Here is a 21,883-nt window from a genome sequence, read left to right on the forward strand (position 1 = left end):
TTCATGAAAAATATTCTCTTATATTTTAGTTTATTAGTATATTCTTCATTATTGTTTGGACAAAGCTTAAGTGAAAAAAAATCAACAGCAGCTAACAATGTTTTTATTTTAAAAAAAGAGTTTGTTATTCCAAATTTAAATAATAGTAGTCGTAAAATTTGGGTGTATTTACCACCAAATTATAATAGTAGTTCAAAAAAATATCCTGTTATTTATATGCATGATGCTCAAAACTTATTTGATACCTATACGTCTTATGCTGGTGAATGGGAAGTTGATGAAACTTTAAATAAGTTGTATAACACAACTAAAAAAGGGTTTATAGTAGTTGCTATAGAAAATGGTGGAACTGAAAGAATTAATGAATATACCCCTTGGGAGCATCAAAAATATGGTGGAGGGAAAGGTGAAATTTATATCAATTTTATTAAAAATACCTTAAAACCATATATTGATAAAACTTATAAAACAAAACCTCAACCAAAACACACTGCACTGATTGGAAGTTCTTTAGGCGGATTGATATCCTATTACGGCGGATTAAAATATCCTAAAACATTTGGAAAGATTGGAGCCTTGTCAACCTCCTTTTGGTTTTCTAATAAAGTAGCACATTTTACAAAGCTCTATGGCAAAAACAACACTTCAAAATTATATCTTTTAATAGGTGAAAAAGAAGGTAAAAATATGATTGAAGACACTCAAAAAATGAAAAAACTATTAATTGAATCTGGTTTTAATACTAAAAATATAAAAGTTAAAATTAATCCTGATGGTGCTCATAATGAAACCTTTTGGAAAAGTGAATTTTCAACTGTAGTAAAATGGCTATTTAACCTAAAATAACCCTAACAATTGAAAGTATGAAAGCAAACGAAACTATTATAGTAGAGGAACAATTAAGCGCTCCAATAAGTGTTGTTTGGGATGCAATTACCAATTTAAATAGCATGAAAAAATGGTTTTTTAATAATATTCCATCTTTTAAATCTGAAGTTGGATTTAAAACTCAATTCAATGTAAAATCAGAGGAAAGAAACTTTTTACATTTATGGGAAATTATCGAAGTTGTTCCTTCTAAAAAAATTGTTTATAATTGGAAGTATGCTGAGTATTCAGGCAATTCATTGGTTTATTTTGAACTTTTTGAAAACATTAACAACACCACTAAAATAAAGCTTACTTGTAAAATTACTGAAAGTTTTTCAGATGATATTCCAGAATTTAAAACCGAAAGCTGTAGAGGAGGATGGAATTATTTTATAAAACAAAATCTTAAAAATTATTTAGAAAATTCTTAAAATTAAACACCTATAATAAACAAAAAAATGCAAATACAAATCATTAATAAATCAAAACACGAATTACCAAATTATGAAACCATTGCTTCTGCAGGAATGGATTTAAGAGCTAATATTTCTGAACCAATTACGTTAAAACCATTGGAACGAACTATAATTAAAACAGGCTTATTTATTGCTTTACCTGTTGGTAGTGAAGCACAAGTAAGACCGAGAAGTGGTTTGGCTGCTAAAAAAGGCATTACCGTTTTAAATGCCCCTGGAACAATAGATGCTGATTACCGAGGTGAGATTGGTGTTATTTTAGTTAACCTTTCCAATGATAATTTTGTAATAAAAGATGGCGAACGTATTGCACAATTAGTAATTGCAAAACACGAACGTGCAGATTGGGAAGTTGTTGATGTATTAAGTGAAACCAAACGTGGAACTGGAGGTTTTGGATCTACAGGTGTTTAATTTTAATAATTCTTAATATAATACTTTTAAAAAGTGATGATAGACATTAAGGTATTGATGTAAAAACACTCTTTATTTTCTCGATAACCGTTGAATTTAGTTACAATTAATTTTTATAAACACCTCTTGATTACTATTTACCTTTGTTGAGTGTTCAAAAAAAATAGTTTTATCTTTAAATTTAGCTTCAATTAAATAAGAGTTTCCTTTAAAATAAGAACTTACCACTTTAGCTTTTAACTTAGAATTTGAAGTTAAGGTAATCTCATTTGGATATAATAATACAGTTTTGTTTAAAGTTTTCTTAGAATCAATTAACTTTAATGGAAGTTCATTTATTTCATTAAAAAATGACGCAACATACGCAGATTTTGGTTGGTTATATAACTGTTCTGGCGTTCCTTGGGCAACAACTTTTCCATTTCTAATTACTAAAATTTCATCGGCAAAAGAAAGTGCATCAGTAGTATCATGTGTTGCAACAATACACAAAATATTTTTAGATTTTAAGTACTTAAACAAACTTCTCCGAAGCTTATTTTTTCTAAAATTATCTATATGGCTAAAAGGTTCATCCAATAATAAAACCTCTGGTTCTTTAGCCAATACTTTTGCAATTGCAATACGCTGTTTTTGACCGCCACTAAGGTTTTTAACTTTGGTTTTTAAAAAATCAGTCATATCCACAACTTTTAATAATTCTAGAATCCTATTTTGTTTATTAGGATCTAAACTTGATATGTTTTTACCTACATTTTCTTCAACTGTTATATAAGGCATCAAATCAAAATCTTGCGGTAAATATTTCATAAATTCTTCACCTGGAATCAAATAAAAATTTGGTCCAAGCAATTTATTTTCATTCCAATAAACAGCTCCTTTATCTATATGTAACAGCCCATAAATAATTTCTAATAATGTGCTTTTTCCACAACCACTTTCACCTACAATGGCAATATAATCTCCTTTATTAGCTTTAAAACTAATATTTTTTATGACTTCGTTTAAAGTGTACCCAAATGAAACCTTATCTACTTTTAACATAATTTATTTTATTCAAAACCTATATGAAGTAATGCATCTCCTTGATTTACCACGGGAGAATGGTTAGCATTTAATATATAACCTTCTTGCGGGTTTTTAAAAATGGTTTCATTAGTACCAAAAGGGTCAGAGATACTTCCTAATTTAATGCCTTTTTCAACCTTTTGTCCAACGTTTATATAAGATCTATACATTCCTGATTGTTTGGCTCTTATCCATTTAGAACTTTTAATTATAATGGGTGGGTTTTCTTTAGAATGTTTTGATATTTTAGAAGAAAAATCTCTCATTCCTAAGTGATGCATTACATTAATTGCACCTTGAATACCAACTTTTGTCACTATTTTATCAAGATTTAATGATTTTCCTCCTTCAAAGAGAAGAACTTTCTTACCTAAATCTACCATAGATTTTCTAAAAGTCTTTTCTTTATTCTTGCTATAAACAATAAATGGAGATCCAAAAATTTTAGCCAATTCTAAAGTTTCGTCATCTGTACCATCAATTCTAACTTGAGAATAATTAAAACGTTGAGCCCCTCCAGTATGATAATCGATACAATAATTTACTTTTGGAATAACTTTCGTCATTAAATGATACGCAAATCTACTTGCTAACGATCCTTTAATAGATCCTGGAAAAGCTCTATTTAAATCTCTACCATCTGGAAACTCTCTTGTTTGATTTAAAAATCCAAAAACGTTTAATAAAGGAATACAAATTACAGTACCACAATTAGGCCTATGCAATTCTGAAGCTATTAATTGCCTTACAATTTCAACTCCGTTAGTTTCATCTCCATGAATGCCCCCTATTAATAATAAACAAGGTCCTTCTTTTTTACCTCTAGAAACAATGATGGGGACTTCAATTTTAGTTCCAATACTAAGCTGAGCAATATCCATTTTTAATTGTATGGTTTGCCCTAAACTTATTTTTTGATTTAGAATTTTAAACTCATTCGGCATGACGCTCAATATAATGAATTATTTTTCCAGCAATATCAACTCCTGTAGCAGCTTCAATTCCTTCTAAACCAGGAGAAGAATTCACTTCTAAAATTAAAGGACCTCTATCTGATTGTAATAAATCTACACCTGCAACACCTAACCCCATAACTCTTGCTGCTTTTAATGCAGCGTTTTCTTCATCTATAGATAATTTTATAATTTCAGCAGTACCTCCACGGTGTAAGTTTGAACGAAATTCGCCTTCTTTTCCTTGTCTTTTCATGGCGCCAACAACTACACCATCAACAATAAAAACTCTAATATCAGCTCCCTTTGCTTCTTTTACAAATTCTTGAACAATTACTCTTGCTTGTAACCCATTAAATGCTTCTAAAACAGATGTTGCTGCATTGTCATTTTCAGCTAAAACCACCCCTAAACCTTGAGTTCCTTCCAATAATTTTATAACTAAAGGAGTGCCCCCAACGTCATGGATTACATCTTCTACGTTTTTAGAATAATTGGTAAACACCGTTTTTGGTAAACCTAAACCTGCTCTGGATAATACTTGTAAACTTCTAAGCTTATCTCTAGAGCGCATTAGTGCTTGAGATTCAACAGCTGTAAAAACTTTCATCATTTCAAACTGACGCACTACAGCTGTTCCAAAAAAAGTAACCGAAGCTCCAATCCTAGGGATTACAGCATCTACATTTGTAATAAGTTCATGTTTATATCTAATTGCTGGCTTTTTCTTTTCAATAATAATATCACATTTGGTATGGTCAATTATTAACATTTCGTGATTTCTATTTTTACCTGCTTCAACAAGTCTTTTTGTAGAATATAAATTTGGATTTCTTGATAAAACAACAATTTTCATGTGAGTTTGTTTTATGAATTAGTTTTTTTAAATGATACATTTTTTTTAGCTGTATCAACAATAAATTTTTTGGATAGAAATTTTCTTCCCAACAATACTGGATATTTCATAGATCCTCTTTCTGTTAGTGTAAGCTCAATTGGATATTTTTGACTGAAAAGAATAATTTCTGTTAAAATTAGATATCTATCTTCTACCATTCCATTGGAACTTTTTACTTTTTTTTGAGTAAAATTTTCAAATAAAAAATATTTTTCATGATATTTTTCATGCTTAGGATCTAAAAACTGACATTTTAATTGATGATTTTCAATTTCTATGTGGTGACAATGAAAACTTGATGTAAATGCTCCAGTGTCAATTTTAATATCAATATCAAATAATTCTAGTTTTGGAAAATCTGCAATATCAGTTCTGCCTATAATTAATTTTTCAGTATTATTTTTCAAAAGAGATAAAGAAAGTATAAAAATTTAAAATTTATTTTTTATGATTTTTGAGTGCCAAAAGTAAACTTTTATTAAATATAGAAAAGGTTTTGAATAAAATAAATATTTTATTGATAAATAGTTAGCAAAAAAAGGATTGTTTTAAAATTTAAAACAATCCTTTTAGTTTAATATATTAAATTCGTTTATTCTTGAGAATTGATAGCTTCTTTAATTTTAGTTTCTAATTCTTCTGCTAATTCAGGATTGTCTTTAATTAATCCTTTAACTGCATCGCGACCTTGACCTAATTTAGTATCTCCATAACTAAACCAAGAACCACTTTTTTTAACAATTCCAAATTCTACACCTAAATCTAAAATTTCTCCTGTTTTAGAAATTCCTACACCATACATGATATCAAATTCAGCTGTTTGAAATGGAGGTGCTACTTTATTTTTTACAACTTTTACTTTAGTACTATTACCTATTACTTTGTCACCATCTTTTATTTGGGTTCTTCTTCGAATATCTAATCTAACTGAAGCATAAAATTTTAAAGCATTTCCCCCAGTGGTTGTTTCAGGATTACCAAACATCACTCCAATTTTTTCACGTAATTGATTGATAAAAATAACAGTACAATTGGTTTTATGAATAGTTCCTGTTAATTTACGCAAAGCTTGAGACATTAAACGAGCATGTAACCCCATTTTAGAATCACCCATTTCTCCTTCAATTTCACTTTTAGGCGTTAAAGCAGCAACCGAGTCTACAACTACAATATCAATAGCTCCAGAAGAAATTAAATTATCAGCAATTTCTAAAGCTTGTTCCCCATGGTCAGGTTGAGAAATAATTAAATTATCAATATCTATTCCTAAATTTTGAGCATAAAAACGATCAAAAGCGTGTTCAGCATCAATAAAAGCTGCAATACCTCCTGCTTTTTGAGCTTCTGCAATTGCGTGTAAGGTTAATGTTGTTTTACCTGATGACTCTGGACCATAAATTTCAATAATTCTTCCTCTTGGGTAACCTCCAACTCCTAAAGCTAAATCTAACCCTAATGATCCTGAAGAAATAGCATCTATATCATCTATTGCTACATCTCCCATTTTCATTACAGTTCCTTTCCCATAAGCTTTATCTAATTTATCTAAAGTAAGCTGTAATGCTTTTAATTTTGCTACTTTTTCTTTGTCTTCTGCCATAATATTAAAAAATATGTTTAAAATGAATGTTGCTAAAATATAAAAAAGTATTGAGTATATTTAGCCTTTGTTTAGAATTCTATTAACTATTATTAACATGAAAATAAAAAATTTATTAATTGCATTTATTGTACTAATTTCCAATAACTTAATAGCTCAAAATGATGCTATTTCTGCTTTTTTATTGAAATGGGAAAATTCTAAAAATTATTTAATAGAAATTGCAGATGCTATGCCTGAGGAATCTTATAATTTTAAACCTATTGAAAGACAAATGAGTTTTAAAGAGCAGCTACTCCATATAAGAACTAATATGGTGTGGTTAAGTGAAACTTATTTTATGAATGAAAACTTTACAAAAACGGGCAAAATTAATCCTACTACAAAAAAAGAAATTATTGAGGAATTAACTATAACTTTTAATAAAGTTTCAAAAATTATTAATCAAACTTCTTTAGATGATTTAACTACAAAAGTTGATTTTTTCGCGGGCTCTAAAAGCAAATTACAAATTTTAAATTTATTACAAGATCACGTTACACACCATCGTGGGCAATTAATTGTCTATTTAAATTTAAATAATATTACGCCTCCAAAATATAGCGGATGGTAATTAGTTTATTTACTTACACAATTTATTTAGTTGTGCATATTGTAATAGTATAACCGTTTTAGCGTCTTTAATTTCTCCTGATGAAATCATGTGTATAGCTTTGTTAAAATTAAGCTCTAACACTTCAATTTCTTCGTGTTCAGAAGCTAAGCCACCTCCATTACCAAGTTTCATTTCATCAGAATACTCTGCAATAAAATAATGAATTTTTTCTGTAACTGCTCCTGGTGTAGAATAAATTTCAAATAATTTTGTTGGATTGTTTATTTGGTAACCGGTTTCTTCTTCAGCTTCTTTTTTAATACACGTTAATGGATCATCTTCATCTAACAAACCTGCACAAACTTCAATCATCATACCATCTGAATTTTCATTTAAATACGTGGGCATTCTAAACTGTTTGGTTAAAATTACCGTGTTTTTTGTAGAATTATATAATAAAATTGCAGCTCCATCTCCTCTATCATAGCATTCTCTATTTTGTGTTTGCCATTCTCCTTTTTTGGTTTTGTAGTCAAAATTTACTTTATCTAATTTATACCAATCGTTGGCTAAGTTTTTTATATTATTAATTTTAACTTTAGAATTTTTCATTAAAAATTATGAATTATTGTTTAATTAAAGAATTGGTACCAAAACAGCTATATTCTTTGTTTGGAAAAGACACATCAAAAATGGTTTTAATTTCAGAAACACTAATTTTTTCTATGGTTAAACGTGCTTTTCCTCCTGGAACAAAATTTTCAATAAGTTCAGTTTCAAAAATAAAAATATCATCTGTTGATAATTCTTCATTCAAAATATACTGATTTACATAACCCTCATTGTTAAATTGTCTGTAAACTAATTTATTTCTAGAAGTATCAAAACTTATAAATCCTTTATCTTTATGGTGCTCTCCTTTTGGGTTTTGTTCTGTTGGTTTAAAATTAGATTCATGGGTAACTTCAATATATTTATTATTCATTATAAAATTATATGAAGCTGTAATTTCTGAGGTAGAGTTTCCAAAACCACTTCCAGTTCCTTTCCAATCTCCTATTAAAAATTGTAATTTATGTAAGCCATTATCTTGTGAAAAAGAATAAAATGTACTTAAGCTTAAAAATACTAAAATGGTTAACTTTTTCATTTAAATATAAGTTTTAAGTTAATTTTTTATCATTGCTATATGTGGAATATTATCTTCTAAATACTCATCACCTATTTGTTTAAAACCATGTGACTCATAAAAAAATTTTAAATATGTTTGAGCTGAAATTTTTATTGTAATTTCGTTAAAATAATGTTCAATTGCTTTTATAGAATGTTTTAATATAATATGTCCATAGCCATATTTTCTCTCATTAACCGCAACCACCACTCTTCCAATACTTGCATTTAAAAAATAATCATTAGGTTTAAAAATACGTGTATAAGCAACAATTTTATCATTTTTAAACCCTAAAATATGCATTGCTTTTTGATCTTTGTAATCAATATCTTGATATACACAGTTTTGTTCAACAACAAAAACCTCACTTCGAAGTTGGAGAATTGCATACAATTCATTTGTTGTTAATTCTGAGAATGATTTTACTACAACTTCTAACATATTAATCTTGTTTTATCAATTCTTTTAAATCATCTCTCTTAAATTCTGGTTGAAAATTACAATGATTAATATGAAATTTTTCCAAAAGCATAGTTTCAATAGTTTCGCAAATAATATCAAATTCAGAAAGTTTAATATCATTCATAAATTCAATATGAGCTTCAATATGAATATCGTGATCGTTCAATTGCCAAATATGAACGTGATGTATATTTTTAACTTCATTTATTTTTAAAACTTCAGTAGCAACATTATCAATCATAATATGTTTGGGTGCAAAAAGCATTAAAATTTTTACGGATGAAATTAAAATGTCCCAACTAAGGTATATTAAATAAACTGAAATTATAAGAGTTAATAAACCATCTACCCAATAAATTTGATAATATTTCATTAATAAACCACCTATTAAAACCGCTACAGAGGTTAACATATCTGATAACAAATGAATGTATGCAGAACGCATATTTAAATTACTTTGTGCATCTTTTTTTAATAATAAAACACTAAATCCATTAGCGGCAATTCCTAAAATTGCTAACCAAATAACTAAATTACTTTCTATTTCAATTGGAGCTGAAAAACGTTTAACTGCTTCAATACCTAAGAAAATTGCTACTACTATTAGAGTAGCTGCATTTATAAATGCAGCAATAATTTCGGCACGTTTATACCCAAAAGTATATTGTTTGGTTTGCTTTTTTTTACGGGTAAGAATATTAGCTATATAACTAATTATTAAGGATATAACATCTGAAAAATTATGAACAGCATCAGAAATTAATGCTAAACTTCCTGAAATAAAACCTCCAATAACTTGAGCTGTTGTAATAAGTATATTTAAAACAATTGAAAGCAATAAATTTGTTCCAGATAAAGTAGTATGACTATGTGAATGATTGTGACTCATTTTTTTAATTTTATAACACAAAATTAGAGTTTAAATTTATGCAACTTTGTTGTAAACTTCACAAATTCCTTTAATTATTATTTCGGTAGTAAAAACTTTAAAATTTTTTAACTGAATTTTTGGTAGTGACACATAATTTATACAAGTGGTAATTTTACATTTTTCGCAATAAAAATGTGGATGAATATCAGTATGCTTTTCAATTTTACAATTACTTTCACATAATGCATATTTAGTAACTCCTGTTCCATCATTAATTTTATGAACTAAAGCTTTAGTTTCAAAAGTTTTTAATGTTCTATAAAGTGTTGTTCTTTCGGAATAATAAAATTTATGTTCTAGTTGAGGTGAACTAATGGCAGAATTTTGTTCTAAAAAAAACTGCAATACTAAAATACGCATTGCAGTTTTTTTAATTTTTTTTGTATTTAAGAGCTTAGTTATTTCATTATGATAAATCATATTAACAACATTTTGTAGGTATTTTATCTACACGATTTTGATGTCTTCCACCTTCAAATTCAGTATTTAAAAAAATATCTACAAAACTTAAAGCTTGTTGTAATGAAACAAAGCGAGCAGGAATTGATAAAACATTTGCATTGTTATGTAAACGAGCTAATTCAACTAATTCATTATTCCAACAAAGTGCTGCACGAATTCCTTGATGTTTATTAGCAGTCATTTGTGCGCCATTTCCACTTCCACAAATTATAATTCCAAAAGCTGCTTTATTGTTTTCAACAGCATCAGCTACAGGATGAATCGCATCTGGATAATCCATACTATCTGAAGTATCAGTTCCAAAATTTAAAACTTTAATACCTTTACGTTCTAATTGTTTAATAATTTCAAATTTATACTCAGTACCGGCGTGATCATTACCAATTGCAATTACCATAGTTGTAGTTTTGTTAATAAGTTAGGCTACAAAAATACAAATTCACCGTTATTAACAGCAATAAAAACAAATGTTAATAGTATTTTTTATATAGTTGATTAACAATTAGTTTACATAAATTTAAGATTGTGAATAAGTTTAGAGTTAAAAAAGAAAACTATTTTTTGAATTATAAAAAGTTTTTATTAATACTAAAATTAGATTTTAACTCGCAAATTTTTTTATTGAATTTTTAAATCAAGTTTTAAACATATTTTAAAGCTGTTATTAACACTCAAATTAAAAAATATTATACAAAAAAATGGTGAATTAACACTATTAACAGCTTGTTAATAACTACTACATTTCTATTGATTTTAAACATTTTAAAATTTAAGTAAATGTTAATAGAATTTTAAAAACGATATTTCAAAATATTAAAACAAAAAGTTATTGTAGCTATTAACAACCTATAATAACAAAAAATATTTTTTAAAATTTTAAAAACTTCTTTTTATAATAATTCTAATTGTTAATAAAGTTGAAAATTTTAACCTGAGCTGCCTTTTTTAAAATTGTAGGAGAAGAAGTAACGGTTTCAATTGATTCATCTTCATTTGAAAAAAAAGTATTGATGCTCTTTATAGAAATATAAATTCCTATAAAAAAGATACAAATAAAAAAGATAATAATTTTAAATAACCGTTTCATTGTTAAGCTGTTCTGTTTTTAATAGACGAACAATTTTAACATTTGTTACAGTTTTATTAAGAAAATTTTAACTTTTATTTTTTATGGTACTATAAAATTAATTGATTTTGGTACAATAGAGACACTAAAACTACCCGAACCAATTATTTCTCCATCTGCTTGAATATAAGTGTCTTGTGTGTCTAAAACAGTAATTTTTAACTCAGAAGATTTGTAATTTTTTATTATTTTTAAATGAGTTATTTTTCCATTAAATAAACCTTTAATATTTTTTAAAAGTGTTAAAAGTGAAATATTTTTAACATAAGTTATATCAAATAAACCATCTGTTGAATTGGCATTTTGAGTTAATTGCATACCTCCACCTGAATATTTACAAATACCTATTAATAAAGCAAGTGCTTTACCTTTTAACACTGTTTTATTAAATTTTATTTCTAAATTACTTTTTTTATAAGTTGTTAAACTCACTAAAGCACCTGTTAAATACGCTAAAAAACCTAAATGTTTATACTTATGAACTTTATTAACTACATAACCATCAAATCCAATACCAGCTAAATTATTAAAGTAAATTTCTTTACCAGTTTCTTTAATATTTAGTTTACCTATATCTTGTTGAATAATTTTTTCAGCTTTAATAACTTTTATAGCTTCTTTATAATTTTTTGAAATATAATAAGTTTTTACCCAATCATTTCCAGTACCAATAGGTATAATTCCAATTTTTATATTGGAAGTATTTTTACTATTTAAACTTAAAACAGCATTCACAAAATTATGTATTGTACCATCACCACCTACACAAATAAGCTTTTTATAACCTTTATTTATTGCTTGATGAATTAGTATAATGGAATGTTTTTCATATGCTGTAAAAGCAAATTCAAATTCTATATTTTGATGATTTAATTCTTTATAAATTTTAGGCCATTTTTTTTTAGAAATCCCATTTCCTGAAGTTGGATTTACTACAACAAACCATTTTGTACTCATTTGGTATAAATTAAAAAGAGCACCAAAATACAAATTGTTATTTATATAGTTGTTATTATTTATTACACGTATAATTATTTGTATTTTTGATGAAATTTTAGCCCAATATATGTTTAGAAAAAATATAAAACTTCAATTTATATTAATAAATATAGTTCTTTTATTACTTGTAATTATTGCTTTATTTTCAATTAAACATTTAAAAAATAATTATAATAAAGAAATTGAAAAAACATTAAATACAGCATCTAGTAGCGTTCAATCAGCTTATCATTTATGGTTAGAAAATTTAAAAGTAGATATTGAACTTGTTGCAAATGATCCAGTAGTAATTAATTTTACTGAAAAACTATTAACATACCCTCTAGATTCATCAATATTAATTAATAATAATACACAGACAGAATTAAGAAAATATTTAAATCCATTTTTAAAAATACATGACTATATAGGCTTTTTTATAATATCAACAGAAAACTATGTTAGTTATGGATCTATGAGGAATTCTAATATTGGAACAAAAAATTTAATAAGTAAAGATTATCCAGATTTATTTGATAAAGCAAAAAAAGGAGAATTTTTTGTTGTACCTCCAATTGCTTCAGATGTACCTTTAAACAATAAAAATAATTTTGAAAAGGAATTAACTATGTTTATTGGTTCACCTATTAAAAATAAAAAAGGCAAAATAATTGCTATATTAACTTTTAGAATTAACCCTTTAAAAGATTTTAGTAATATCGCTAAATTTGGAACTATTGGTAATAGTGGGGAAACTTATGTAATTGATAAAAATGGTTTTATAGTAACTCAAAGTAGATTTTTAAAAAAGTTAAAACAAGATTCACTTCAAGTACATATCTCAAATTCTGAAACATTTAAAGTTACTAATCCTAGTAGTAATAAATTTAAAGAAAATAGTATTAAAATTAAAAATCAGTATTTACCATTAACGCTAGCTGCTAAAAATGTATTAAATAAAGAAACTAACATAAATACCGAAGGTTATTTTAATTATTTAGGAACTGAAGTAATTGGATTTTGGACTTGGGATGAAATTCTTCAATTAGGTTTTATTACAGAAATTAATGTTTCAGAAGCGTTAAATCCATTTTATAAATCTAGAAATATTGTTTTATTTATGTTAATAGTAACAATAATTTTAGTATTATTATTATCATATTTAATCATAAAACTAGCTAAAAAACACAGATTAAAATTAGTAAAAATTAATGAAAGTCTTGAAACTAAAGTACATGAAAGAACACTTGAACTGCAAGAAATTAATGCTACTAAAGATAAATTTTTTTCTATCATAGCTCATGATTTAGCAAACCCATTTAATTATTTAATTGGTATGACAGATTTCTTATCTGAAAATATAGAAACTGTAGATGCTGAAACGAGAGATGAATTAATTTTAAAGCTTAATGATTCTGCAACAAGTGCGTTTGATTTATTATCTAACCTTTTAGTTTGGGCTAGAAGTCAACAAAAAATGATTAAAATTTCGCCTAAAAACTATAATTTAAAAGAATTAACTGATACTAGTATAAAACCACTTATAAATATAGCTAAAGAAAAAAATATTCAATTACTAAATAAAATACAACTAAACAAAGATGTTTATATAGATCAATATATGGTTTCAACAGTTATTAGAAATTTAGTAAACAATGCCATAAAATTTACTAACTATAATGGTATAATTGAAATTGAAGCTATTAAAAATGAAAATATAGTAACTATTTCTGTAAAAGATAATGGAGTAGGTATGAGTGAAGAAATACAATCAAAAATATTTAAAATTGGTGAAAAGGTTTCAACTCATGGTACAAATAATGAATCTGGTACTGGATTAGGTCTTATTTTATGTAACGAATTTATTTCTAAAAACAATGGTAAAATTTGGGTTGAAAGTATAGTTGGAATAGGATCTACTTTTTATTTTACAGTACCATCTGCATAAAATTTTAAACTCTTAATAGTAAATAAAATTATCTTACAATATTTAATATACTTTACTATTTAATTTAAACAATCTACAAATTTTAATTTAAATAACTTATAATTAACTTAATAGAAGTACAAATAATTGTACTTTTGATTATTAAATAAAACACATGTCAAAAAGAAAAAAAATTTATAAAAAAAAAGGAAATATTATTAAAGATTTAACTAGAAAAATCTTACAAATTTTAAATCAATCACCAGGTAATAGTTTTAATTATCGACAAATTTCTGCAAAATTAGATATTACAGATGCTAATGGTAGAAATCAAATTATTCAAAAATTAGAAGCATTAAAATCACAACAAAAGGTAGAAGAAATAGAGCGTGGAAAATTTAAAATAATTCCATTTGATAAATACTTCATTGGAACTATAGATGCTACTGCAAATGGAAATGCTTATTTTATTTGTGATGAATTAGAGCATGATATTTACATACCAGCTCGTAATTTAAATAAAGCCTTAGATAAAGACACGGTTAAAATATATTTATACAATAGAAGAAATAGTAAAAAAGAAGAAGGCGATGTAGTAGAAATTATAAAACGCGCTAAAACAGAATTTGTTGGGGTACTTCAACTAAGTAAAAACTTTGGTTTTTTAGTTCCTGATGATTCTAAAATGTATGCAGATATTTTTATACCAAAAAATAAATTAAAAAATGCAGAACACGGTGTAAAAGTATTGGTTAAAATGTTAGATTGGCCAAACAATTCTAAAAATCCTTTTGGTGAAGTAATTGAAGTTTTAGGAAAGCCTGGTGATCACGAAACAGAGATTCATTCCATACTGTTAGAATACGGTTTACCTTATAAATTTCCAGAAAAAGTAGAAGCAGAAGCTGCTAACATTTCTTTTGAAATAACAGATGATGAAATTTCTAAAAGAAGAGATATGCGTAAAGATTTAACCTTTACCATAGATCCAAAAGATGCCAAAGATTTTGATGATGCCTTATCTTTCAAAGTATTAGAAAATGGTAATTATGAAATAGGAATCCATATAGCAGATGTTTCATATTATGTTCAAGAAAACACTATTTTAGAAAATGAAGCTTATGAAAGAGCTACTTCGGTATATTTAGTTGATAGGGTAGTACCTATGTTACCAGAAGTATTATCTAACGGTGTTTGCTCTTTACGCCCTCAAGAGGAAAAATTAACCTTTTCTGCAGTTTTTGAAATCAATGAAAAAGCTCAAATTATACATGAATGGTTTGGAAGAACTGTAACCTATTCAGATATAAGATTTGCTTACGAAGAAGCACAAGAGATTATAGAAACTAAACAACCTATAATTTCAAAAGAAATTTCTATAACAGGTGAAGCATATACAGTAACACCTGAAATTGTAACAGCTATATTAACATTAGATACTTTAGCTAAAAAACTTCGTAAAAAGCGATTACAGCAAGGTGCAATAACTTTTGATAGAGTAGAGGTAAAATTTAATTTAAATGAAAATGCGGAGCCAATAGGTGTGTTTTTTAAAGAATCTAAAGATGCTAATAAACTAATTGAAGAGTTTATGTTGCTTGCTAATAAAAAAGTTGCAGAATTTATTGGAAATAACAAAGGTGTACCAAGTAAAAAAACATTTATTTATAGAGTTCATGACGAGCCTGATATTGAAAAATTAGCTTCGCTTCAAACCATTGTTAGTAAGTTTGGTTATACCAATAAAATTGATACTAAAAATAAAAAAACGACTTCAGAATCTTTAAATAAATTGTTAAAAGATGTACATGGAACTGGTGAAGCAAATATGATTGAAACACTAGCGGTACGATCTATGAGTAAAGCTGAATATACAACAGAAAATATTGGTCATTACGGATTGGCTTTTGATTATTACAGTCATTTTACATCACCAATTCGTCGTTATCCAGATGTTATGACGCATAGATTATTACAGCATTACTTGGATGGTGGTAAATCTCCTAAAGCTGAAGCTTATGAAGAAAAGTGCAAACATTCATCCGATATGGAGCAACTAGCTTCTAAAGCCGAACGAGATTCCATAAAATACATGCAAGTAAAATATATGGAAGATCATAAAGATCAACAATTTGAAGGGGTTATTTCGGGTGTTACCGAATGGGGAATTTATGTTGAAATCATTGAAAATAAATGTGAAGGAATGGTTCGTATTCGTGAAATTAAAGATGATTATTATTTATACGACGAAAAACAATATGCTTTAGTGGGTCAATCAACAAATAATTTATATCAACTCGGAGATCGCGTTATCATAAAAGTAAAACATACAGATTTAGAACGTAAGCATCTAGATTTTAATTTATTAGAAAAAATTGATAAATAATTAACTAAAAAGGTATAATTATTGTTTTATAAAATAGTTATAGAAATAAATATTTATTACAATGAAAAAAATAACTTTATTACTGATACTTATTTCAACCTTAGGAATGAGTCAAGAAACCATTACCACAAAATTAGGAGATTTTCATACCTTAAAAGTTTTTAATGGTTTAACAGTTGAATTACAAAAAGCAGCAACTTCAAAAGTTGTAATTTCAGGATCACAATCTGAAGATGTATCAATTAAAAATGCGGATGGTGTTTTAAAAATTAGATTACATTTTCCAGATAGTTTTACTGCAGAAGATGTAAAAATTGTATTATTTTATTCGAAAGATATAGATGCATTAGATGCTAATGAAGGTGGTAAAATTTTTTCTGATGAAACATTAAAACAACAACATTTAGAAGTAAGAACACAAGAAGGGGCAAAAATTAATTTAGCGGTTAATACCAAACATTTAACAGTTAAAAGTGTTTCAGGAGGTATTATAGAATTAACAGGTGTAACAGAAAATCAAACAGTTGAAGCAACTACAGGAGGAATATATGAAGCATTTGAAATGCAAAGTAAGCAGGCAATTGTTACCGCTGCATCTGGTGCTAACGTTGAAGTTAGTACAAGTGAAATTTTAGATGCTAAAGTTCGTTTTGGAGGGAATATTTACTACAAAGGTACGCCTGAAGTGCTTAAAACAAAAAAAGTAATAGGCGGTAAAATTGTAGATAAAAACTAATAATAAAGTTTTTTAACCAAAAAAAATTGAGTTTTATAAAAGTTAGTATTGGTTTTGAATTAATTACTATCTTTGTAACTTAAAATTTAAACAAATGAATGCACTTTATATATTTTTAGGAATGGTTGGACCTTGGCAATGGATTATAATTGGATTGGCAATTTTATTATTGTTTGGAGGAAAAAAATTACCAGAATTAATGAAAGGCTTAGGTGGCGGAATTAAAGAATTTAAAAAAGCTACAAAAGAAGACGATGGTGAAGATGAAAAGATTGAAGATAAAAAGTAATTCATAACATGTTATTACATAAAAAAACCTGAGCAAATTTTGCTCAGGTTTTTTTATGTTCAATATTTAGAATTTTACAGCAGTTCCAGAAGCTGTAACCATTAGCATTCCTCCATTAGGGCCAACAGTTTCATAATCTAAATCCACACCAATTACAGCAGTTGCTCCTAGTCTTTGAGCTTGTTCTTCCATTTCTTTTAATGCGGTTTCTTTAGCTTCTCTTAAAACTCTTTCATAAGAGCCTGATCTTCCACCCACAATATCTCTAATTCCAGCAAAAAAGTCTTTAAATATATTAGCTCCAATAATGGTTTCACCAGTAACAATTCCAATATATTCTTTAATATTGTTGGTTTCTAAGGTATTAGTAGTTGATAATATCATAATTTAGTTTTTAGAATCTTTTTTATCATTTGCTTTTTTCATTGCTTCACCAATTTGGTTTGAAGCTGTAAACGAAGCCACCATATTATTTAACATATCACTTCCGGCTTGTGGCGAATTCGGTAATAATATTAAATTAGAATTTACGTGTTCACCAATACTTTGTAAAGTATCATAATGTTGGGTTACTACAATTAAAGCAGATGCTTCTTGAGAATTGATACCCACATTATTTAAAACATCAACCGATTCTTCTAAACCACGTGCAATTTCTCTACGTTGATCTGCAATACCTTGTCCTTGTAAACGTTTACTTTCTGCTTCTGCTTTTGCTTTTTCAACAATTAAAATGCGTTGAGCATCACCTTCAAATTGCGCTGCTACTTTTTCACGCTCTGCAGCATTAATTCTATTCATTGCTTGTTTTACTTGAGAATCTGGATCAATATCTGTAACTAATGCTTTTACTATATCGTAACCGTAATCGAGCATAGCTTCTTTTAATTCTCTTTGAATTGCAATAGCAATGTCGTCTTTTTTCTCAAAAACATCATCTAAAATCATTTTAGGAACTTCAGCTCTTACCACATCAAAAATATAGGCAGTTATTTGGTCGTGAGGGTTTTGAAGTTTGTAAAAAGCGTCGTATACTTTTTCTTTTAAGATTTGAAATTGAACAGAAATTTTTAATTGTACAAAAACATCATCTTTTGTTTTTGTTTCTACAATTACATCTAACTGTTGAATACGTAAACTAACACGTCCTGCAACTTTTTCAATTAAAGGTACTTTAAGGTTTAATCCTGGAGAATTGGTTCTTACATATTTTCCAAAACGTTCAATAACAGCAATGGTTTGTTGCTTTACTACAAATAAACCAGATAAAATAAGTACAGCAACAATAAAAATAATTACATAGGTTTCTATCATTTTAATTTTTTTAAAGATTAATAACAAATTTAAAGATACTATGTTTTAAAATTGAATTCAAAACATAATGTATTTATTTGTAGCTTGAATAATAAAAATGTTACAGTCTTTAAAAAAGCAGCGTAAGATATTAAATTAAGTTAAGGTTTCTATGGCTTTATTTATTCTATTAATGGTTGCTTGTTTACCAAGCATTTCAGCAATATCAAATAGGTGAGGCCCTTTCATAGCACCAACTAAGCTTAACCTAAAAGGTTGCATTATTTTTCCAAAACCTATTTCTTTTGATGTAATCCAATCTTTAACAATAGTTTCTATATTTTGCGAATTAAAATCTTCAATTTTTTCTAAAACAGGAATTAATTCATTCATTAAGGATGAAGTGTCTTCTTTCCAGTTTTTCTTTGAAGCTTTAACATCATAATTAACAGGGGTTTGAAAGAAATAATCACTTAATTCCCAAAAATCAGTTACAAATGTAGCGCGTTCTTTAATTAAAGAAACTACTTTGGTAATATAATTAAAGTCTTTTGATATTCCTTTTTCTGATAAAATAACTTTATATGATTTAGCTAATTCTTCATTAGATTTTAACATCATATATTGTTGATTAAACCACTTGGTTTTATCGGGACTAAATTTGGCGCCACTTTTACTAACACGTTCTAAAGAAAATGTTTGAGAGAGCTCTTCTAAAGTGAATAATTCTTGTTCAGTACCTGGATTCCAACCTAATAAGGCAAGCATATTAATAAATGCTTCGGTAAAATATCCATCTTCTTTATAACCGCGAGAAATTTCTTTTGTTGCTTCATTTTTATATTCTAAAGGAAATACAGGAAATCCTAATTTATCACCATCACGTTTGCTTAATTTTCCTTTTCCTACTGGTTTTAAAATTAAAGGTAAATGTGCAAATTTAGGAATTTCCCATTCAAAAGCTTCATACAACGCAATATGGAGTGGTAATGATGGTAACCATTCTTCACCTCGAATTACATGACTGATTTCCATTAAATGATCATCTACAATATTTGCCAAATGATAGGTTGGCATTCCATCACTTTTAAATAAAATTTTATCGTCTAAAATTTCCTTTTTAAAGGAAACATTTCCACGTATAATATCTATTGCATTAATAGTTTCAACATCTTTTTTTTGGTTGTACATTTTAAAACGAACTACATATTTTTCACCATTTGAAATACGTTTTTCAACTTCTTCTTTTGAAAGAGTTAATGAATTGGTGAGTTTTTCTCTATTGTGCCAATTGTAAATAAAGGTTTTTCCTTTTTCTTCATGGTTTTTTCTATGAAAATCTAGTTCCTCAGCAGTGTCAAATGCATAATATGCTTTTCCTTTTGTAATTAATTCTTCGGCATATTTTTTATAGATTTCTTTACGTTCAGATTGGCGATAGGGTCCAAATTTTTCATTTTTATTAGGTCCTTCATCAAATGGAATATTACACCAATTTAAGGCGTCAATAATATACTGTTCGGCATTTTTTACATAACGAGTTTGATCTGTGTCTTCAATTCTTAAAATAAAAGTTCCGTTGTGTTTTTTAGCAAATAAGTAGTTAAAAAGAGCTGTTCTAACTCCTCCAATATGTAAAGGTCCTGTTGGACTAGGTGCAAATCGTACTCTAACGTTGTTCATTTTAATTTGTTTTAAAGTGCAAAGATAATTTATAGATATAAAAATTAGCATTTATATTACAAAAAAAAGGTTGCTCGAAAGCAACCTCTAAAATCAGCCCAATAAATGATTTTAAGAACCCTTTGATAAAAATCAAAGAATACGTTAACGTAGGGATATATTAAAAGACAATTTTTTCATCTTACTAAAAACTACTATTTGTTTATTTGTTTAACAATTGGAGTTTCAGAATAATTAATTACTTTATTTAACAAATAAAAATTTAAACAAACTGCAATTAAAATGAACAATCCAATAGCAAATCTTTTAATACTCATACGTGTAAAATTTTTATTAGTAAACATTTTAACTTAGTAATTATATACTACAAATGTATGTGTGCTTGAACTAAATTTTAGCAGTAGATATCCCTGTTTTAATAGGGGAAATATCCCCTTATTAAAGTTTTTCATTTTAAATTAAAAGCGTAACTTTAACTTTTTAACCAAACGAAATATTACTATGAATAAAATTACCCCAACTAGAGCCAAAGAACTAAACCAAAATTTTGTAAAAACTCGTGGAAAAGCAATAGATATAGCTATTGGAAAAAAAGACGCTATCTCAGCTTGGTTTTCTATAGATGAATTAAAAGAATACATTGCTTTTGTTGAAAAAGAAGGCAAACAAAAAGGAGTTACAGTAAACGGATTGCGTGTATATTTTGGAGCCTATGCTGATACTGATATTGAGATACCAAAAAAGAACATGTCAACCGTATTTTTTGTACCTACTCAGGCAAATTTAGGCTCAGGAAATGGTGGAGATGGAGATAATAGCGATATTGGTGATATTGATGGATTAAATCATGGAACTATGGGTGAACCACCTTCAGCTACTTATCCTCAATAGTTTTGAATTTATACGCACTTTTTTTTCCAACGTTATATCTAATTGTTATAATTTTTGGAATTGTAAATTATAACAAAATTAAAGATGTTTTTTTCTTAAAACTCTTTTTATTTTTTTTAGTTTATTCATTTTTAACTGAAATAACTGCTTTTTATATAGGTATTTATAAAGGTATTAATACTTTTTATATTTTTAATACTTGGACTATTGTTAGCACTTATTTCTATTTATACTTTTTTTTAAATTTGGTTGGTAATAATTTTAAAAGAAACTTTTTAAAATTATTAATTTTGATTTATTCTATATTTTCAATTATTGATATCCTTTTTTTTGCAGATTTTATTTATAAAGGTTTAAATAACAATACAATTATAGCAAATATTTTTATAGTAATTAGTATTTTAATTTATTTTTCTGAGCTATTACAAAGCAGCGCTATTTTAAATATTAAGCATACTATTTATTTTTGGATTGCTATAGGTGTTTTGCTTTATAATATTGGATTTTTACCTATTATAGTGATAGCTGAGTATATTAATTATTCGGGTGTTTTTAGATATACAATTTATGTATTAAATTTTATAACGGATAGTTGTTTTATCTTAGGTTTTGTATTAAGTAAAAAAGAGTATAATAAGTTAACATTAACATCTTTAGGTGAGTAAAATTTTAAG

The 21,883-nt window shown here is 26.9% G+C and carries 26 protein-coding genes; 10 read left to right on the plus strand and 16 right to left on the minus strand.

All coding sequences use genetic code 11. From position 1 onward, the window contains the following. The first annotated feature begins 3 nt into the window (after positions 1-3). From Q0714_RS02760 to dut, 3 genes are read left to right on the plus strand one after another with little or no spacing between them, the layout of a single operon-like run. On the plus strand, positions 4-846 hold the full coding sequence (locus Q0714_RS02760) for an alpha/beta hydrolase-fold protein (protein WP_298262781.1): 843 nt from the start codon (positions 4-6) through the stop codon (positions 844-846). A gap of 17 nt (positions 847-863) precedes the next feature. Then, positions 864-1,301 (plus strand): SRPBCC family protein, encoded by a 438-nt coding sequence (locus Q0714_RS02765; protein WP_298262782.1) that lies wholly within the window; start codon positions 864-866, stop codon positions 1,299-1,301. A 27-nt stretch (positions 1,302-1,328) separates the two neighbouring features. Further along, on the plus strand, positions 1,329-1,760 hold the full coding sequence (dut, locus tag Q0714_RS02770; protein ID WP_298262783.1) for a dUTP diphosphatase: 432 nt from the start codon (positions 1,329-1,331) through the stop codon (positions 1,758-1,760). A 96-nt stretch (positions 1,761-1,856) separates the two neighbouring features. Here the strand turns inward: dut and Q0714_RS02775 are convergent, their stop codons facing one another. The 5 genes from Q0714_RS02775 to recA all read right to left on the minus strand — a co-directional run bounded on the left by Q0714_RS02775 (position 1,857) and on the right by recA (position 6,279). Next, positions 1,857-2,804, minus strand: a complete 948-nt coding sequence (locus Q0714_RS02775) for an ABC transporter ATP-binding protein (RefSeq protein ID WP_298262784.1) — start codon at positions 2,802-2,804, stop codon at positions 1,857-1,859. A gap of 8 nt (positions 2,805-2,812) precedes the next feature. Further along, a complete protein-coding gene (locus Q0714_RS02780; RefSeq protein ID WP_298262785.1) occupies positions 2,813-3,772 on the minus strand; it encodes a succinylglutamate desuccinylase/aspartoacylase family protein in 960 nt (319 codons plus the stop codon). Beyond that, a complete protein-coding gene (gene rimK / locus Q0714_RS02785) occupies positions 3,762-4,637 on the minus strand; it encodes a 30S ribosomal protein S6--L-glutamate ligase (RefSeq protein ID WP_298262786.1) in 876 nt (291 codons plus the stop codon). Before rimK ends, Q0714_RS02780 begins: the two co-directional genes overlap by 11 nt. Before the next feature lie 11 nt (positions 4,638-4,648). Continuing rightward, positions 4,649-5,086, minus strand: a complete 438-nt coding sequence (locus tag Q0714_RS02790; RefSeq protein ID WP_298262787.1) for a RimK/LysX family protein — start codon at positions 5,084-5,086, stop codon at positions 4,649-4,651. A 185-nt stretch (positions 5,087-5,271) separates the two neighbouring features. Further along, on the minus strand, positions 5,272-6,279 hold the full coding sequence (recA, locus tag Q0714_RS02795) for a recombinase RecA (protein ID WP_298262788.1): 1,008 nt from the start codon (positions 6,277-6,279) through the stop codon (positions 5,272-5,274). Between the two features lie 97 nt (positions 6,280-6,376). On the opposite strand from recA, the gene Q0714_RS02800 reads away from it, so the two are divergent. Beyond that, entirely contained in the window at positions 6,377-6,892 is a 516-nt protein-coding gene (locus Q0714_RS02800; RefSeq protein WP_298262789.1) for a DinB family protein, read from the plus strand. A gap of 9 nt (positions 6,893-6,901) precedes the next feature. Here the strand turns inward: Q0714_RS02800 and Q0714_RS02805 are convergent, their stop codons facing one another. The 8 genes from Q0714_RS02805 to Q0714_RS02840 all read right to left on the minus strand — a co-directional run bounded on the left by Q0714_RS02805 (position 6,902) and on the right by Q0714_RS02840 (position 11,983). After that, entirely contained in the window at positions 6,902-7,486 is a 585-nt protein-coding gene (locus Q0714_RS02805; RefSeq protein ID WP_298262790.1) for an NUDIX domain-containing protein, read from the minus strand. Between the two features lie 13 nt (positions 7,487-7,499). Continuing rightward, entirely contained in the window at positions 7,500-8,024 is a 525-nt protein-coding gene (locus Q0714_RS02810) for a hypothetical protein (protein ID WP_298262791.1), read from the minus strand. An 18-nt stretch (positions 8,025-8,042) separates the two neighbouring features. Beyond that, on the minus strand, positions 8,043-8,486 hold the full coding sequence (locus Q0714_RS02815) for a GNAT family N-acetyltransferase (RefSeq protein ID WP_298262792.1): 444 nt from the start codon (positions 8,484-8,486) through the stop codon (positions 8,043-8,045). 1 nt (position 8,487) lies between these two features. Then, positions 8,488-9,396: a cation diffusion facilitator family transporter gene (locus Q0714_RS02820; RefSeq protein WP_298262793.1), complete on the minus strand. Its 909-nt coding sequence runs from the start codon at positions 9,394-9,396 to the stop codon at positions 8,488-8,490. 36 nt (positions 9,397-9,432) lie between these two features. Then, positions 9,433-9,798, minus strand: coding sequence for a Fur family transcriptional regulator (locus Q0714_RS02825; RefSeq protein WP_298262794.1), 366 nt, complete (start codon positions 9,796-9,798; stop codon positions 9,433-9,435). A 61-nt stretch (positions 9,799-9,859) separates the two neighbouring features. After that, positions 9,860-10,297: a ribose 5-phosphate isomerase B gene (rpiB, locus tag Q0714_RS02830; protein ID WP_298262795.1), complete on the minus strand. Its 438-nt coding sequence runs from the start codon at positions 10,295-10,297 to the stop codon at positions 9,860-9,862. Positions 10,298-10,801: 504 nt separating this feature from the next. Next, positions 10,802-10,987 (minus strand): hypothetical protein, encoded by a 186-nt coding sequence (locus Q0714_RS02835; protein WP_298262796.1) that lies wholly within the window; start codon positions 10,985-10,987, stop codon positions 10,802-10,804. Positions 10,988-11,068: 81 nt separating this feature from the next. Continuing rightward, a complete protein-coding gene (locus Q0714_RS02840) occupies positions 11,069-11,983 on the minus strand; it encodes a diacylglycerol kinase family protein (protein ID WP_298262797.1) in 915 nt (304 codons plus the stop codon). A gap of 109 nt (positions 11,984-12,092) precedes the next feature. Between Q0714_RS02840 and Q0714_RS02845 the strand changes: the two genes are divergently transcribed. The 4 genes from Q0714_RS02845 to tatA all read left to right on the plus strand — a co-directional run bounded on the left by Q0714_RS02845 (position 12,093) and on the right by tatA (position 17,342). After that, the gene (locus tag Q0714_RS02845; protein ID WP_298262798.1) at positions 12,093-13,952 is read left to right on the plus strand and encodes a sensor histidine kinase; all 1,860 of its coding nucleotides are present in this window, start codon (positions 12,093-12,095) and stop codon (positions 13,950-13,952) included. A gap of 154 nt (positions 13,953-14,106) precedes the next feature. Further along, positions 14,107-16,317: a ribonuclease R gene (rnr, locus tag Q0714_RS02850; protein ID WP_298262799.1), complete on the plus strand. Its 2,211-nt coding sequence runs from the start codon at positions 14,107-14,109 to the stop codon at positions 16,315-16,317. 61 nt (positions 16,318-16,378) lie between these two features. Then, positions 16,379-17,053, plus strand: coding sequence for a head GIN domain-containing protein (locus tag Q0714_RS02855; protein ID WP_298262800.1), 675 nt, complete (start codon positions 16,379-16,381; stop codon positions 17,051-17,053). Positions 17,054-17,147: 94 nt separating this feature from the next. After that, entirely contained in the window at positions 17,148-17,342 is a 195-nt protein-coding gene (gene tatA / locus Q0714_RS02860; protein ID WP_298262801.1) for a twin-arginine translocase TatA/TatE family subunit, read from the plus strand. A gap of 66 nt (positions 17,343-17,408) precedes the next feature. Here tatA and Q0714_RS02865 read toward each other — a convergent pair whose 3' ends face one another. The 3 genes from Q0714_RS02865 to gltX all read right to left on the minus strand — a co-directional run bounded on the left by Q0714_RS02865 (position 17,409) and on the right by gltX (position 20,318). Then, positions 17,409-17,726 carry a heavy metal-binding domain-containing protein gene (locus tag Q0714_RS02865; protein WP_298262802.1) on the minus strand — a complete coding sequence of 106 codons (318 nt, stop codon included), beginning with the start codon at positions 17,724-17,726 and terminating at the stop codon, positions 17,409-17,411. A gap of 3 nt (positions 17,727-17,729) precedes the next feature. Further along, on the minus strand, positions 17,730-18,656 hold the full coding sequence (locus Q0714_RS02870) for an SPFH domain-containing protein (protein ID WP_298262803.1): 927 nt from the start codon (positions 18,654-18,656) through the stop codon (positions 17,730-17,732). A gap of 135 nt (positions 18,657-18,791) precedes the next feature. Next, entirely contained in the window at positions 18,792-20,318 is a 1,527-nt protein-coding gene (gene gltX / locus Q0714_RS02875) for a glutamate--tRNA ligase (protein ID WP_298262804.1), read from the minus strand. Between the two features lie 501 nt (positions 20,319-20,819). On the opposite strand from gltX, the gene Q0714_RS02880 reads away from it, so the two are divergent. Beyond that, positions 20,820-21,209, plus strand: a complete 390-nt coding sequence (locus Q0714_RS02880) for a hypothetical protein (protein WP_298262805.1) — start codon at positions 20,820-20,822, stop codon at positions 21,207-21,209. A gap of 290 nt (positions 21,210-21,499) precedes the next feature. Next, a complete protein-coding gene (locus Q0714_RS02885) occupies positions 21,500-21,874 on the plus strand; it encodes a hypothetical protein (RefSeq protein WP_298262806.1) in 375 nt (124 codons plus the stop codon). Positions 21,875-21,883 lie beyond the last annotated feature (9 nt).

Source organism: uncultured Lutibacter sp., assembly GCF_947493565.1.
Lineage (GTDB): Bacteria > Bacteroidota > Bacteroidia > Flavobacteriales > Flavobacteriaceae > Lutibacter > Lutibacter aestuarii.